This is a genomic window from Treponema sp. OMZ 840 (assembly GCF_050937815.1).
Classification (GTDB): Bacteria; Spirochaetota; Spirochaetia; order Treponematales; family Treponemataceae; genus Treponema_C.
In genome coordinates, this window is record NZ_JACDIJ010000012.1 from 1 (window position 1) to 16,326 (window position 16,326).

13 protein-coding genes are annotated in these 16,326 nt (G+C 45.0%); 12 read left to right on the forward strand and 1 reads right to left on the reverse strand.

Annotation, left to right across the window (positions count from 1 at the left end; genetic code table 11):
- The 4 genes from H0R92_RS11895 to H0R92_RS11910 form a co-directional block, all read left to right on the forward strand.
- The coding region (locus H0R92_RS11895; protein ID WP_432965091.1) for a PD-(D/E)XK nuclease family transposase at positions 1 to 283 on the forward strand (283 nt) is incomplete at its 5' end.
- Between the two features lie 98 nt (positions 284 to 381).
- On the forward strand, positions 382 to 1,086 hold the full coding sequence (locus H0R92_RS11900) for a hypothetical protein (protein WP_432965094.1): 705 nt from the start codon (positions 382 to 384) through the stop codon (positions 1,084 to 1,086).
- Between the two features lie 176 nt (positions 1,087 to 1,262).
- Positions 1,263 to 2,795 carry an autotransporter outer membrane beta-barrel domain-containing protein gene (locus H0R92_RS11905; RefSeq protein WP_432965097.1) on the forward strand — a complete coding sequence of 511 codons (1,533 nt, stop codon included), beginning with the start codon at positions 1,263 to 1,265 and terminating at the stop codon, positions 2,793 to 2,795.
- A gap of 718 nt (positions 2,796 to 3,513) precedes the next feature.
- Positions 3,514 to 4,380 carry an Rpn family recombination-promoting nuclease/putative transposase gene (locus H0R92_RS11910; protein ID WP_432965100.1) on the forward strand — a complete coding sequence of 289 codons (867 nt, stop codon included), beginning with the start codon at positions 3,514 to 3,516 and terminating at the stop codon, positions 4,378 to 4,380.
- A 47-nt stretch (positions 4,381 to 4,427) separates the two neighbouring features.
- Here H0R92_RS11910 and H0R92_RS11915 read toward each other — a convergent pair whose 3' ends face one another.
- Positions 4,428 to 6,359, reverse strand: a complete 1,932-nt coding sequence (locus H0R92_RS11915; RefSeq protein ID WP_432965103.1) for an MFS transporter — start codon at positions 6,357 to 6,359, stop codon at positions 4,428 to 4,430.
- A gap of 189 nt (positions 6,360 to 6,548) precedes the next feature.
- Here H0R92_RS11915 and H0R92_RS11920 point away from each other — a divergent pair, with 189 nt between their 5' ends.
- The 8 genes from H0R92_RS11920 to H0R92_RS11955 all read left to right on the forward strand — a co-directional run bounded on the left by H0R92_RS11920 (position 6,549) and on the right by H0R92_RS11955 (position 16,258).
- Entirely contained in the window at positions 6,549 to 8,339 is a 1,791-nt protein-coding gene (locus H0R92_RS11920) for a flavocytochrome c (protein ID WP_432965106.1), read from the forward strand.
- 212 nt (positions 8,340 to 8,551) lie between these two features.
- Positions 8,552 to 10,828, forward strand: coding sequence for an FAD-dependent oxidoreductase (locus H0R92_RS11925; protein WP_432965109.1), 2,277 nt, complete (start codon positions 8,552 to 8,554; stop codon positions 10,826 to 10,828).
- A 129-nt stretch (positions 10,829 to 10,957) separates the two neighbouring features.
- Positions 10,958 to 11,725, forward strand: coding sequence for an AAA family ATPase (locus tag H0R92_RS11930; protein ID WP_428769613.1), 768 nt, complete (start codon positions 10,958 to 10,960; stop codon positions 11,723 to 11,725).
- A 13-nt stretch (positions 11,726 to 11,738) separates the two neighbouring features.
- A complete protein-coding gene (locus H0R92_RS11935; protein ID WP_428769611.1) occupies positions 11,739 to 12,935 on the forward strand; it encodes a 2-hydroxyacyl-CoA dehydratase family protein in 1,197 nt (398 codons plus the stop codon).
- Complete coding sequence (locus H0R92_RS11940) at positions 12,935 to 14,515, forward strand: 2-hydroxyacyl-CoA dehydratase family protein (RefSeq protein WP_432965114.1); 1,581 nt, start codon at positions 12,935 to 12,937, stop codon at positions 14,513 to 14,515. The genes H0R92_RS11935 and H0R92_RS11940 overlap by 1 nt, the downstream gene beginning before the upstream one ends.
- A 29-nt stretch (positions 14,516 to 14,544) precedes the next feature.
- Positions 14,545 to 15,372 (forward strand): acyl-CoA dehydratase activase, encoded by an 828-nt coding sequence (locus H0R92_RS11945; protein WP_428769607.1) that lies wholly within the window; start codon positions 14,545 to 14,547, stop codon positions 15,370 to 15,372.
- Positions 15,372 to 15,533 (forward strand): hypothetical protein, encoded by a 162-nt coding sequence (locus H0R92_RS11950; RefSeq protein ID WP_428769605.1) that lies wholly within the window; start codon positions 15,372 to 15,374, stop codon positions 15,531 to 15,533. The genes H0R92_RS11945 and H0R92_RS11950 overlap by 1 nt, the downstream gene beginning before the upstream one ends.
- On the forward strand, positions 15,533 to 16,258 hold the full coding sequence (locus tag H0R92_RS11955; protein WP_428769603.1) for a hypothetical protein: 726 nt from the start codon (positions 15,533 to 15,535) through the stop codon (positions 16,256 to 16,258). Before H0R92_RS11950 ends, H0R92_RS11955 begins: the two co-directional genes overlap by 1 nt.
- Positions 16,259 to 16,326 lie beyond the last annotated feature (68 nt).

Consider the following 16,326-nt stretch of genomic DNA (forward strand, 5'->3'; position numbering starts at 1 on the left):
TTCTCCTGTTATGGAACAGGCAAATGAAACGGTAGACGTAATGCTGCAGGACCCGAAAGAGCGGTGGCTGTATGAAAACCGTATGAAGTATGAACACGATAAGGCCTCTTGGGAACATTTCGGTTACACAAAGGGAGTTACTGAAGGCGAAGCTATCGGGCTTGAAAAAGGTGCCCGGCAAAAAGCGCTGGAAACGGCAGCGGCTTTTAAACGGCTTGGCGTTGAACTCGATACGATAGTTGCGGGTACGGGCTTATCCCGTGAAGAAATAGAAAAACTGTAACTTTTTTTTATGCCGTTTTTTATTTGAAGTATAAAAATACGTGCCGCACGGCGGTTTTGCCGGCGCACGGCAGCATATTATTGTTGAGGATATCGATTATGAATAAAAAATCGAACCGTGTATGGGGTTTAAGGTTTATAGGGTTTGTAGCAGTGCTTATATTTGTTTTTATAAGCCTGTCTTGTAAAAGCGTACAAGGCGCGCCGAACGGACAAAGTACCGAACAAAGCGCCGACCCCGCCTTTTTGGGCGACTTCGACCCCATACGTCTTGAAGACGCTATGGCATTGCGATTGTCGTTCGGAAAAATAAAACCGACACAAATACGGCTTTATTTTGTACCGCGCACCAACGTGGTGGAAGCCCACTTGCGCGACGGTATGAATTCCGTTGTGCTTATGTTCGATGCACAACAGCGCCGCAGCCTTGCCGAAGGAATCGACTTGTATGCGCAAGCTTACGCTTTATATGCCGCCGGAAACAAATCGGCCCTGCCGGAACGGAAAGCGGATCGCAAAAACGCCTTTAACAGAGGCGGCCTTTCGGTTGCATGGGGTGTGCTGGGTACCGCGCGTACCGCACACACGGAGTTCAGAACAAATTACGAGTTTCTTGAAAAAGGCAAACCCTATTTTGTGCTTACGGCCGAAGGCGGCGAAGATATGGAAGATTCAACCGTTCAATCGCCCCTCGTACATTTATATTTTTCGCCTGCACAATTGGAAGCTTTATCGGAAATTACGCGGCAAGACGCTTTGCAAAAGCATATTGACGTTTTAAACGAAAAAGCCTTTGCATTTTAATTTACACTTTGACATTTTTTGTCGAATGTGTAAAAAAAAACTGCCCAAAAACGTCCTAAATACTTGACGATTGTCTTAACTCATGCTATTCTTATTTTTAAGTAAAGATAAACTGTACCATAAAAAAAAAGCGTTGCTTTCGTGCAGTTTTAACGACTAAGGAGGGTTTTCAAGATATGAAAAAAGCTCTTGTAATTTTTCTTGCTTTGGCAATGGTATGCTCCGTTTTTGCAGCCGAACCCGCAGCCGAAGTAAAGGTAGCCGAGTTTAAAGGCAGTGCGGCTGTTACGTTCGGTATCAACTTGGATACGGTAAAAACCGGTTTTAAAAATGAAACCGACGGCAGTTTAAAGTTGAATTTTATGAACGGTGGTGAAAAATCCACGACCGGAAGCGGTATTTGGGGCGAACTGAAAATTAAAATCGTAGGTTTGCAAGCTAGTGTAACCGTAGATGATAATTTTGCGCTCACTATGCAAAAAGATAATGATAATGCAAGTGATATTCGTGTAGAAATCGATACGGCTAAAATTCACTTCGGTCCTGTATATATGGGAATCAAATCGGGAAATTTAAGCTACGGCGGAAGCTTTTGGTATCCCCATGCTTTAAACTATAAGGACAGTAACGATAAATACAATCGCACTCCTTCGGATAAGTTTGAAACAACCGGTACCAACGTTGCCTATGATCAGGGAATTGTTGTAGGATATGCAAATGATAAGTTTAAAGTTGAAGGTTCTTTGCGTTCAAATAAGGAAAAAGATGGCGCAGGTAAACCGATTTATTGGACCAACAAATATGCAATGGGCGTATACGGTGAAGCAACCCCCATTAAAGATTTGCGCGCAGGTGCAGGCTTTGCCTATGTGCTCGGTAATATAAGCTTAAATACTCCTATTTCGGACGCACAGAAAGATGCGGATCGAGCAGGTGACTTCTCTTTGTTCGCCGGTGTTGACTACCGCTTTAACTTTAACGACGATTTCTTTATTCAGCCGACACTTACCTATACACTGACCAACGATTACAATTGGGTTGCTTCTACCAGCGCTGTTTCAATGAATGCTCTTAGTACAGGTGTTCGCTTAGGTTTTGCAAAGAGCAAGAGTTCAAGCGACAATTCAGTACTCTATGATTTCTTCGGTAATAAATTGGTCTATGAAACAAAGCAAAACGACAAAGGTGACGATACCCTTCTTCCCGGCGTGAGCGTATATACTTCTTTTGATTTGAAGAAGAACGCTATGAAAACGAATTTGCCCCTTATGGTTACTGCTTATTCCGGTGAAATCGTAAATGGTTTGAAAGCCGCTGCGTTATTCTATGCCAACCTCGGTAAGGATGCCAGCAAAGTTCCCTCTGTTCTAGGTATTGATTATACCACTCTTATTGCAGCAAAAGGGTTGCAAGCCGGTCTTGCCGCCAGCTACGACATTAAGGTTAACGATATTACCGTTGTTCCCGTTGCAGGTTTCCTGTGGACACACGGCAGTGCAAAAGTCGATAAAGACAACGTGATAAACGCTGACGAATTTGCTATCGAGGCAAAAGTCATCGTTAAGGGATTGATAGATAATACTACTCTTACCCTTTTCTGGGACGACGCCGCTTTTGGAGTAGCCAAAGCAAAAATACTTGGTACTTCCGGTTCTACTAAGTACACAACAAAAGGTTTGGTCGGTCTTAAAGCAAAAATCGCCCTCTAAGGTGTGATTGCTTAAAGTACGGTGCCCCGTGTGCCGTACTTGGACTAAAGCCCTGCGCGCAAGTGCAGGGCTTTTTTTGTGTTTTTATGCCGAATCCGGTTTGTTCAAACCCCGATTGTGCCGCTTTTAAACGGCTTCCTCCTTATACCCGCCGGTTCCCTTCAATCTCACACACAATATTTTTTGTAAAATGTCTGATTTTTTGAAAATCCGCCCCTATAATGTTTAAAGAGAGCGGCTGAAATAGCGCCGCTCTCTTTAACGTCGAGTTTGTTTCAAAACCGCACGTCCTGTGCGGTTTTGAACTCCAGTTTTGAGCATAGCTCAAAACTGATTACTGACGGCTTTTATGCACATCCGTGTGCAGGATTTGAAACAGGATGTTTTACGTGCGGTATTTTATCGTCCAAAACATCGCGAATAATCGGCTTTAGGTTCGCAATTGTTTTAAAACCGAACCTCGTGTTCGGTTTTAAACCTCAGTTTTGCTGCACAAAACTGAGTATTTGCAGCTTTTTCGTACATCCGTGTACGGAAATGAAATAAAATGGAGCTATTTCGGTGTGGTTCACTTGTAAAACAGTATAGGAGAACGGCTAATAATCACACATCCTGTGCGATTATTAGCTTCTAGTTTGCGCGCGCCGCAAACTAGGGCAATCTGAAGCTTTTACCGGCATCCGTGCCGGGATTTGAAATAGACAAAGGGAGTAAAACTATGGCAGAAAACAAAGCGGAAATCTTAAACCCCAAAACCGACTGGGTATTCAAGTTGATGTTTTCAAAGGGCGAAGAGGGTAACAAAGCACTCATCAGCTTTCTCAATGCCTTTTTGAAAGAAACTTACGGCACTATACGTAAGGCAGATATCCTGAACACCGAGCTTACGCGCGAAAGTCCCAAAGGTGAAACCTATTATTTGGACTTACTCGTGAAAACCGACAACGGCCTTATCGTCAACATCGAAATGCAGCAATTTTGGAGCAGCTCATTTTTACGTAGAAAACAACTCTACCTGGCGCGTACCGCTTCCCGTTTTCTTAAAAAAGAACCGAAAAACGATGACTTGCTTTATGCGATAAGCTTAACCGTATTCGGCTGTGATGTTCCTGAAAACGCCAAACTGGCCGAGATAAGCGGTGAAACAATCATGCAGTTTATTTACGTTGCGTTAAACGAACTTATCGGGTATACTATGAGTAAGGATATCGCGGATTATACGGCAAAGGATTGTTGGATACGGTTTTTAAGCAACTATGCGCAAGATAAACAAAGCGGTATGCTCAAAAAACTGTGTGCGCTGGAGGAGGGTTTGGAAATGGCCGAAGCGACATTATTCAAAGTAACCGAAGAAGAGCGGCGTATAGCACGGGAATTGTCCGAGCAGTACTATTATGATACCCTTGCCGATGAACGTGCCGAAGGCAGAGAAGAAGGCGAAGCTATCGGGCTTGAAAAAGGCTTGTTTCAAGGTGCCCGGCAAAAAGCGCTGGAAACGGCAAAAAACTTACTTGATATGGGCTTATCTTTAGAGAATATCGTAAAAGCTACCGGTTTAACCCGCGAAGAAATAGAAAAACTGTAATTTCTTACATGCTCTGCGTTCTTTGCGCTCTGTGCGGTTAACGCTTCTTATCTTCCGTAGGGAAGGCCGGTTAAAAGTTCGCACACCGCCTTGGTGTTTTCCGGGGCGTCTTCTTTTTTGCCGCCTTCTTCAAGCCGCTTTAATTCTTCCAATACGATTTTATGGTTTAGAGGCGTTACTTTAAAAGTCAGCCCGATGACGATTCCGAGTATAATCATTGCCAGCGGCATTAAAACAAAGGCGAGCCTGACTCCGTGCAGGGTCGTATTTTTTTGAAGCGGTTTTTGCACTTCGCCGATACCCGAATACGGATATTCGATTTTTTCCAAAAGTACCTTTAAATCGTACAAGTCCGCCTTTGAATAAAAGTCCTGCGGTTCGATGTATACATAAAAATCGCCGCTTTTTTTATACGCCGATTTTAAGAAAAAGAGGAGGTCGGCGTCGCGGAAGTTTTTCGGGTTTAGAGAGCCGAGGATAAGATTTTCAAACAGACCTGCCGGAATTTCGGCGGAGGATTTTTTTTCTTCAAAAAAATCGGCGGCATCTTCAAAATCGGCCGCTTTTAAAGCCGTTTGTCCTGCACTTCCCTTGTGTTTTTTTGCCGCCGTGTATGCATCGCTTACAATGCTGTCGGCGCTTCGCGGAAGGTATTTTAAGTGCAGATTTCCGTCTTCGCCTTTTGCATAATAGGCTTCGATTGCGGAAAAATCCTGCCCGTGTTTTACGCTTAATTCGCGCGCTTCGGTAAACTGATTTTCGGTTAAAATCGAGGGCACGGGATTTTTATAGCCTATGCCGTTCAAAATGGCTCCGATACTCGTCATAATGACAAGACCCAAAAACAGTTTTCGGGTTAAAGTCATAGCGGCCGAATAGGTGCCGGCCCTGCTTTTTCCGCTCATAAGTTTGTCTATATCGCTTATAAAGGGCAAAAGCTGGTGCGGTATAAGATTGTTTGCCGAAATTCCTATGCCCATCAAAACCATATTCAAAATTAAAAGTACGACCGGAGAGGTCGGCGTATGGAAAAGCATGAGTAAAACGGAAAGAGCAAAAACAACCAGGGCCGTTATATATACGGGGCGGTGGCCGAATTTGTTTATAAAATGATTGTGAACGGGCAAAACGAGCATCATCGTAATAAGGAGGGTGCCTTGTATAATAACAAATACGCTGCCCCTGTCCAAATAATCGACCATATAAAATAAGACAAACGACATAAAAATATCGAGCGCCCCGTATGAGCAAACGTACATGGCAATATGGATTCGGCAGGATTTGTTTTTAAACAGCGATAAAAAGTTACGCATAAAGGATTCGCCCTTTGCATTCTTTTCCTGCACGGAAGCTTTTTCCCATGTACCGAAATAGAGCGGTATCCACGGCAGGGCAAAGATCAGGGCAAAAACGCAGCTCATAACAAAATATCCCATCTTGCTGCCGTGAAAGCTGTCGATAATCGGCTGAGCCAAAACGCCGCCGAGAAGGGTTGCTATAAACGAAAACATCAATCGCGACGTGTTCAGCTTATTGCGCTCGGAAAAGGATTCGGTCATTTCCGCACTGAGGGCTGCATAAGGAATGTATGAAACCGTCGATACGGTAAAAAACGCTATATATGCAATGGTGTAAAAAATGAATTTTCCGGCTTGGCTTTCAAAATGTGCCGGAAACCAAATATGCATAAAAGACAGGGCTATCGGTACAATCGATATTAAAAACCAAACCCGCCGTTTACCGAATCGGTTTTGCGGGGTGTTATCCGCAATATAGCCCATAAGCGGATCCGATACCGCATCCCAAAATTTACCGATAGCGGGGATAAGTCCTGCCAGCAGGGGGTGCAGTCCGACGACGTTTACCAAATAATACATTGAAAAGGTCGTTACGATAAAAAAACAACCGCCTCCGTATAAATCGGCGGCTCCGTAAGCCAAGTAGTTTTTCCATGTCAGTTTGCGGTTTTGCGTATTCATACCGAATATTATACACCGCTTTTCTCTATCCGTGCAAGTAAACAAATACCGACTTTGTAAACGACAGTAAAAAAACGGTAACAGTAAAACGCCGATTCTTGTTATTTTTTTGCCGACATGCTAGTATGCTGATTGATGTAACAGCGGTGTTTTGTTCATCTGAATCTTAGGAAATACATCGGAGGAAAAATGAAAAAATCATTATGTAAGCTCGGTATTGCGGTATTGATTGTGTTTTCTTTATTCTTTATTGCGTGTAAAGACGAAAACAAATTCAAAGCCGGTACCTATACCGGAGAAGGCTCGGGTATGGCCGGCCCCGTTACGGTAGAAGTAAAACTTTCGGAATCAAAAATCGAATCCGTTAGGGTTGTCAAACACAACGAAACGGCGGGAATCAGCGATCCGGCACTGGTAAAAATACCGGAACAAATTGTAGCCTTGCAAAAAACAAAGGTCGATGTAGTGGCCGGCTGCTCGATTACAAGCCGTGCAATTGCAGCGGGAACGGAAGCCGCTCTTAAAGCCGCCGGTGCGGATATTGCAAAACTTAATAAAGCCGCTTCGGATGTAAAAAAGGCAAAAACGGCTTCCGAAGAAAAGCGCACGGATGTCGTTGTTGTGGGCAGCGGAGGAGCCGGTATTGCCGCCGCCCTTGCTGCGGCGGAAAACGGCGCAAAGGTTATTTTGCTTGAAAAAATGTCGTCGCTCGGCGGTGCTACACGGCTTTCCGGCGGTATAATTCCGGCAGTAGGAACAAAGCAGCAAGTCGAAGCGGGAATCGCCGACAACAACGATTGGTTTGCACGGGATATTCTCCGTCCGAGTAATTACAGCGTAAGACAGGATCTTGTCTATACCGTTGTTGAAAATTCAAAGTCCCTGATAGAATGGATGGAATCGATGGGCTGCCGCTTTACGCTTGTTACAAACGCCCTGTATTACGGTCAATCCAATTACAGAATGCATCGAAGCGAGGGGTCCGGAGCCGGAATGACCGAAACGCTCATAAAATATCTTGAAGGCGTTGGCGCCATTACGGTTATGCGCGAAACGGCGGGTACCGGTCTTATTACAAATAAAGCCGGCGAAGTTATCGGAGTTACCGCAAGCGACGGAAAAACCTCGTTTAACATTTATGCGAACAATACCGTCCTTGCCACTTCCGGATTCGGAGCAAACGACGCAATGTTAAAAGAATATATGCCTGAAGTCGCCGCAGCTTTTAAATATGTGGCTCCGGGAGCAACGGGCGAGGGCATTTTGTGGGGACAAAAACTCGGCGCCGCCGTTGCCAATATGAAAGCGTATCAGGGACATGCGTTTTTTAACGAACAAATTCGGAAATCGCTTTCACAGGGAATGGCCAATATGGGCGGTATTTTTGTAAATACAAACGGCGTACGTTTTACCAACGAATACGGCGGATATTCCGAATTGACGCCGCATGTTTTGGCGCAGCCCGGACATTTTGCCTATTTGATTATCAATAAGGATATTGCAAATGCAACGTCCGCCTTTGCCGGATACAAAGAAAACGGTATTGTCGTTTCGGGAAATACCGCCGAAAGCTTGGCTGCGGAACTCGGTATCGATGCGGCCGCCCTTGCCGACACCTTTGAGCGCTACAAAGCTTCGATTAAGCGCGGCGAAGATGAATTTAATAAAACAAAGCTTCCCAAAAATTGGGACGGTCCGTATTATGCGATGAAAATAACGGGCGATTTACGCCATACGCAGGGCGGCTTGGTAACCGATATAGATACGCACGTTTTGAAAAAAGACGGTTCGGTTATTCAGGGTTTGTATGCGGCCGGCGGTTGTACCGAAGGTTTTGCAAGCACCGGCGGCGCCGCATATATGTCCGGCGACGGATTGCTGCAAGCTTTGATTTACGGACGCATAGCGGGAACCAAGGCTGCAACCGAAAAAAAAGGCAGTATAAAAGCAACGGTTTGGCAAGGTCCTTCATCACGATAAATTTTTGCATATTCTAAACTGCCGTTTATCTTTACGGCAGCCGGGCTGTTTTAAAAGTAATCGACTTTTAAAACAGCCCTTTTTTTGTTGTTCTGCGGCATTTTTCGGAACAAAAGCTGTGAAAAAAATTAAATTTGTTGACAGCCGGTAAAAGCTGTCTTATACTGGATAGGGACATACAGTATAATTTTATCTAATACAGAGGACGAAACATGCACACAGATTCTCAAATTCAAAAACTTATTGACGGCTACGGCAGCTGGGTTCAGCAAGAGGGCGAAAACAAGGCGGGATCGAGCGGCGGAATGACTAAAAATCTGTTTCCGTATTCCGCAATTTTTTCACCGATTCAAATTAACCGCACAACGGTAAAAAACCGTGTGGTTATGGCTCCTATGGGCAACCTCGATATGGCCGAAGAAACGGGCCGCCCGAGTTCCAAAATGCTCGAATATTTTTTTGCACGTGCAAAGGGCGGCTGCGGTTTGTTGACTACCGGCTTGATTCCGATAAGCCACGGAGTGGATCCGACCGTTACCGAGCCGGATAAACTTTCAACCTTTCCGCGTATAGACCGCACGCGCACGGTTATGGCCGGCTGGCGCGATTTGGCGCAGGGCGTTCATGCTTTCGGAAGCCAAGTGTACGTTCAGCTGACGCCCGGCTTGGGACGGGTAGGGCCGCCTATGTGCGTTTTAACGCAAATGAAATTTCCCAAATCGGCTTCACTTAATCCGAACTTTTATCTTCCCGGCGTTCCCTGTTTTCCTTTGACGGACGCTCAGTTGGATAGAATCGTAAAAAACTGCGGTCAGGCGGCGGCCGATGCAAAGGCTTGTCTGCTCGACGGCGTGTACTTGCACGGACACGAGGGCTATTTGCTTGAACAAATGACAAACCGCGCCTTTAACCGCAGAAAATTGGGTAAATACGCCGACCCGCAGCGCTTCGGAATCGAACTGGTTAAATCAATCAGAAAACGCGCCGGGGACCGTTACCCGATTATGTACCGCATCGACTTATCGCTTGCGTTAAACGAAACCTACGGCGCCGATATGAAAAAAATCAAGTCGCTTAAAAAGTTTACAAACGGCCGCTCGATTCGGGAAACCCTCAACTATATGGAAAACCTTATAAAAGCCGGCGTCGATATTTTCGACGTGGATTTGGGCTGTTACGATAACTGGTGGCTTCCCCATCCTCCGGCAAGTATGCCCGCAGGATGTTTTCTTGAAGTATCCGAAATCGTTAAAAAGCACTTTAAAGAAAAGGGTATTCTTTCCAATGCGGGCGTTCCCGTTCCCGTCGTTGCGGTCGGAAAGCTCGGCTATCCCGACATTGCCGAAAAAGCGCTGCGCGACGGTATGTGCGATATGGTTATGCTCGGCCGCCCGCTTTTGGCCGACGAAAACTGGTGCAATAAAGCCTATGCCGGCGATGTGGAAAGCATACGCCCCTGTATCGGCTGTCAGGAAGGCTGTATCAATGAGTTTATCGAAGGCGGCCACCCGCAATGCGCCGTTAATGCCCGTACCGGTTTTGAGGATGTGTTTCCCCTTCATATGCCTAAAACGGATGCGCCGAAAAAAATCGGTGTCATAGGCGGCGGACCGGGCGGAATCGTCTTTGCGCTTAACGCATTGGAACGCGGCCACCGTGTAGATTTGATTGAAGCTTCGGACAAACTCGGAGGCCGCATTATTCCCGGTTCCGCTCCCAAAATCAAATACGATATACGCAACTATTTGGATTATCTTCGCGCCGCGGTACAAAAAGCCGAAAAAAAAGAAGGCTTTAAGCTTTTGCTCAACCAAAAAGCGTCCGCCGAATGGATAAAAAAACAAAACTACGATACGGTCGTATGCGCTTACGGAACAACGGATGTCGTGCCTCCCTTTGAGGGCTTCGATTCGGTGAAAAGCGTTCAAGCGGTCGATTTGCTTGTAAAACCGGAACTGCTCGGCGATGCGAAAAAAATCGTGATTGTCGGCGGCGGTGTTGTCGGCTGCGAAACCGCATATTGGCTCGCATACGAACACGGAAAATCGGTATCGGTTGTCGAAATGCTTCCCCATATGATGCAGGGAGCTTGTACGGCAAACAGGGGACATCTTTTGCACTATATGAAAGAAAAAAACGTTTCTTTGTATAATTGCGCAAAGGTTGTGTCTTTCGGTAAAAATTGCGTAAACATTATTAAAAACGTTTCCGCAGGCGTTCCCGATCCCTTTAATACATGGGAACCGATTTTGCCGCCGAACATCGATAACCCGTTTGCAAAAAAAATCGACGAGCGCAAAACAAAGGACATGAGCCTTGAAGCCGATTTGGTTATTCTTGCCCTCGGAGGTAAGGCGGACCACTCTTTATTTTTTGAACTGCAAAAAGAGCGCGCCGCCAAAGAAATATACAATATCGGAGACAGTTATGCCGCAGGCCGCGTTCTTGAAGCCGCCCGCGCCGCATACCGGTTGGCTTTAAGAATTTGACATTTAAAAAACGGCCGCCGTTAAAAAGCGGGATGAACCCGCAGCAGCGGTTTTACATACGGGAGCTGTGAAAAAGACCGTGTTTTTTTACAACTCCCGTGCGCGGCCGATATAAGAGGAAATGATTTCATGGAGAAAAAAAATGCACTTATTATCGCCGTTGCCGGGAAGGGCGGTGTCGGTAAAACCTCCGTTTCCGCCAATATTGTCCGTTGTTTAGTCGATGCGTTTCCCGATAAAAGAATTTTGGCTATAGATGCCGACCCTGCGGTGGGCTTGGCGACCGCTTTGGGTATAGAGCCGCGTATGACAATCGACGATATACGGAAAAATATTGTTGAAAATGTTGCAGGCGGCAATACAAAAGAAGCTATAGAGCTTCTCGGCGAAGTTCGCTATAGAATTTACGATGCCCTTGTTGAAAAAGACGGCTTTTCTTTTATTGCCGTCGGCCGTCCCGAATCGGAGGGCTGTTATTGTAAAATCAACGGCTATTTAAAAGAGGTTATAACCTTATTGTCCGAGCAATTCGACTATGTAGTTATAGACGGGGAAGCCGGAATCGAACAAATCAACCGCCGAGTTATGGAAAAAGTTTCTCATCTTATTCTCGTTACCGATCCGAGTAAAAAAGGCACTCAGGTTATTCAAACCATCAAAACGGTTGCAGATGAGCTGGTTATGTACAAAGATATTGCCGTTATCGTAAACCGTATTTCCGACCTTTCTTTAAAAGACTTTATCGATACCGGCGGAATAAGAATTCTGTCGTATATACAAAGCGATAATAATTTAGCCTTATGCGATATTAAGGGACAAAGCGTTTTTAATCTTCCGTCCGACAGTTTGATTGTCTGCGGTGTAAAAAAGGCGCTGCAAAATATGAATATTCTTTAAAGGAGGAGGCGGGATGAAAGACCTGAAGCATTTGATATATTTTGAAAAATTGTTGGAAGACACGCATAACGAACTTATCCGGCAGGCAAAAAAGGACGGTAAACTTATGATAGGCTATACCTGCTATCATATGCCGGAGGTTGTTTTGAATGTCGATAACTGCGTTTCAATACGAATGAGGGCGCCCAATACCGGAGCTATGGATATTGCTTCGTATTATATGTCGAACTATACGTGCGAATTTTGCCGTGCGATTTTGGAACGCGCCTTTGAAGGCGGTTTTAATTTTTTGGATGCTTTTTGCGCGGTAGATGCATGCGCGATGATGAACCGTATGGCCGAAAATTTGGAATTGCTCAACCTTGTTTCAAACGATAAATTCTTTGTTACCCATGCGGATATTCCCTACAAGGTTGCGGATTACAGCGTGGAACATCATATGGTGCAAATACGCAAACGTATACTTGAAAAACTGCATTCGGTTTACGGTGTCGATATTTCCGATGCCGCGCTGCGCGATGCGGTTAACAGGCATAACGAAATATGCCGTATTATTACGGAAATATCGGAATTGCGTAAACTTGAAAATCCGCCGATTACCGGCTATGAATTTCACGTATTGACTATGGCGACGTATTGCTGCCCCAAGTATTTGCTGCTCGATAAATTGCGCGAAACCTTGGACGAAATAAAAAACAGACAGGTTGACGATAAACCCTGGTACCGCGCCCGCGTTGTGTTGGTCGGAAGCGAAGTGGACGACTTAACCTTAACAAAGTTGATAGAAGACTGCGGCGTTATGGTTGTTGCCGACCGCTATTGCTTCGGTGCAATTCCGGGGCGCGAAGTTATAGAATTAAACGATTCCGAAGATGTTCTTACGCAAATTTGCCGGCACTATCTTGAAACAAGCGAATGCCCGCGCTTTATGAGCAGCGACAAGGTTCAGCAGCGATTTAAAACGGCGGATACGCTTTTAAAAGAATACAATGCCGAAGGCATAATTTATGAGCAAATTAAATTTTGCGATTTTTGGGGATTTGAGCGTGCGTTGGCAAGCCATGTACTCACTAAAGATTTCGGCCGCAACGTATTGTCGATCGACCGTCCTTATGTATCAAGGACTTCCGGACAGCTTCGGACAAGAATACAAGCCTTTGTTGAAAGTCTTGAAATTAAGAGAATTCAAAAAGAAAGCGAGGGAGCGTAATGGAAAAACAAAGATTTAAGCAAAGCTTTTGGGATTGGCTTAGCTACGGCGACCGAAGGCTGGGAGTATTGTATAAAGAAGGCCGAATGGCATTTATCCGGCGTGAATGGCGGGGTGTAAAAAGTACCTTTATAGATTATATAAATTGGCTTAAATTGTGGGGAGTATTGATCGGCTTTACAATGAGGGCGCCCATTCCCATCGCCCGGGCTTTTTTTAAGTACCGCTGGCTTGCATCCTATTTATCGGTACCCGCCTTTGTAGACAGAAACTCAATGGGTTTGCGCGGCGGTCATCTTTCCATTTGCCATATCAATTTCAGAACGATTATAGCGCAGGGAACGATTTATATTGCCAATTTAATAAAAGCCGATAAAACGCTGGGAAAAAACAAGCGGCTTTCGCGCAAAATGGTATTGTTCGATGAAATGACCATGTCGCAAATTATGGCGGGCTTTCCCGATTTGGTAGGAGTTCCCTATCAGCTTATGCCGGTTTTTTTGGTTTCGGAAATAGATCAGCTGTCCTGTATTCCGTATATAGACGCCATTGAAAGTTACGGCTTGCCCTCCGATACCTGCCCCGTTCCGACCAGCGAAGCCGGTGCGGCCGTTTTGGACGCTTACCCTCCCTGCGGCGCATGCTTTATTTCGAGTACGATGCCCTGCGACGGAAGCGTCATGGCGTCGGCCTTTCAAGAGCGTAATTTGGAAATTCCCGTGTTTCCTCTTTCATTTCCGGTGCGCTATCGGGATGAAGAAACCTTGCAATATGCCGTTGAAGACGTAAAAAAATGTATCGAATTTATCGAAAATTGTACCGGTGCGAAGTTTAATTGGGATGCATACTTTAAAAATATAGCCCGCTTTAACAAAGAAAACATCATGGAACAGGAACGCTGGGAAATCAATAAAACGAATTGCCCGGTGGTTACCGGTTCTTCCCTCAGCTTGTTTAGAGAATTTGCATATCAAATAGAAGGCGGCTTGGGTGAACCTACGTACAAATCTTATCAAAAAGCCAATAAGATTATGTACAATATTCATAAAAAGAAAACAACCTTCGGCCGGCAAACCCGATTCCGCGGTATCGTTTGGAGCTGTCCGTCCCACTACTATGCAAACTTTTCAACTTGGCTGCAATGCTGCTGGGGTATTACCGTATTGGTCGACATGGAAGCACTGAATTTTACAAAGCAGCTCGATGTGCAGGATAAGGATGAAGCATTCCGCGATTTGGCGCGATTGTACGAGCGGATGGTTATGCGGAAGCATACAAACGGCGGTTATGAAAACGTGTTGCCCGAATTGTGGAGAATGGTTGAAGAATTCAAAGTGGACATTGTTATTATGTATCAGCATGTTGCCTGCAAAACTATGGTAGGTCTTCAAGGTTTGTTCGACGAACAAGCCAGAGAACGGGGAATACACCTTATTTGGGTTCCCCACGATTTGATGGATCCGCGTACCGTTTCCCGCCGTGAAATGCGCGAAAGCGTAAACCGGTATATGCAGTCCGTTATGCAAGCCGAACCTGTAGACCCGAGTCTTATGGATATTGAAGACAGTGCGACATGGTAAAATATATGCATTTATTTTAGGAGGATTATATGAGTAAATATTATTTTGCAGGTTGTGATGTCGGTTCAACGTATACTAAATGCGTAGTTTTGGACGAAACGGGTAAAATATTGGCGCATACGACTCAAAGAAGCAAAATGAATGCCGAAGCGTCCGCCAAAATGGCTATGGAAGAAGTTCTTGCAAATATTCCCGAACTTAAAACGGCCGAAGATTTAACGTATTTAATCGGAACGGGATACGGAAGAAACAAAGTACCGTTTGCCGATGAAAACATTTCCGAAATAAGCTGCCATGCGATGGGTGTTCATGTTACGAATCCCGACGTAAAGGCCATAATCGATATAGGCGGGCAGGACGTAAAAGGGATAGCCATCGATAAAGACGGAACGGTTAAAAACTTTGCCATGAACGATAAATGTGCAGCCGGTACGGGGCGCTTTTATGAAGCGATGGCAAACGCTTTTGAAATGACCCTGAGCGAATTTTCAAAATTATCGCTTAATGCGCAAAACGTTATTCCGATAACCGCGCAATGCACCGTGTTTGCCGAAAGCGAAGTTATTACATTGGTCGGCGAAGGAAAACCGATGGATGAAATCGCTGCGGGCATACAAATGGCCGTTGCAAAACGCTGTTTTGTTATGGCAAAAAAAGCCGGAGCTGTTGACAGTATAACGCTGACCGGCGGCTGTGCAAAAAACATCGGTCTTAAAAAGGCGATAGAACACGTATTAAAACTGAAAGTTGTCGAGCTGGATACCGACCCCCAATTGATGGGCGCGCTCGGAGCGGCCGAATTTGCACGACAAAAAGGCATGGCCGCGCTTTCCAAAAAGATAAAGGAGGCATCCTAATGGCGTGGTATTGGATTGTACTTATTGTATTGGCCGCATTTTTTTTGCTGACCTTTATAATCTTTATGGGTAATTTGGACATGAAACTGGTTGCGCTTATTTATAAATGGCTGCAAAAACATCATGATAAACTCGACAGTAAAAAGGTAAGTACGTTTTAATGAAAATCTATGACAGCCTGATTAAAGACATATGCGGCATATTAAAAGACAGTCCTTCTCACAGCTGGGATTTTAATCCGCAAAAAGGCTGGCATGATATCGGTGAACATGAGGTTGTGCTGCTGCAGGATACCGCCTTCGAAATGGGAGGGCAGGGGCTTGCAGCGGCAAACTGCTTATGCGTTACAAGCGACGAAAAACTTGTCGGTAAAGACAGGGTTGTTTTATTCGGAGAAGATTTAAACCGTATAAAGCAAAACTGTCCCTTTGCCCGCATTACCCTTGCTTCGGTTACAAATATAGACGGCGATGAAGATGCGGTCTATCGGCAAATAAAAGACATCGAATTTGCAAAATACCGCATATATCCTGAAGGCTATATGATGAGGATTTCGGCCGAAAATTATCGGGAGCAAGTGCGTATAAGCAAAAAAGCCGTTAAAGCCGGTATAAGTTTTGAATACGTCGGAAACGGTTTTATAAGCGAATATAAACGCAATGCGTCGGTAAAAAACGTGTGCGTCATTTTTATTACGGGAAATGCGGACTTTGACAAAATTACCGCACTGGCAAAAAAAGCGAACGATATGACCGCCGCCCTTTGCCATATAATGGACGGTATCGCCGCTAATTGCGGTTCCTGTAATCTTAAAGAATTGTGCAATGAAGTGGAGGGATTAAAGGAGCTTCATTTTAAACATAACAAAAAACATACGGTAAATTAAGTTACATGCGGATTTTGCCGACGCATATTTTTAAGGTTTAGCCGGCAAATGTTCGAGCGATATCGGAG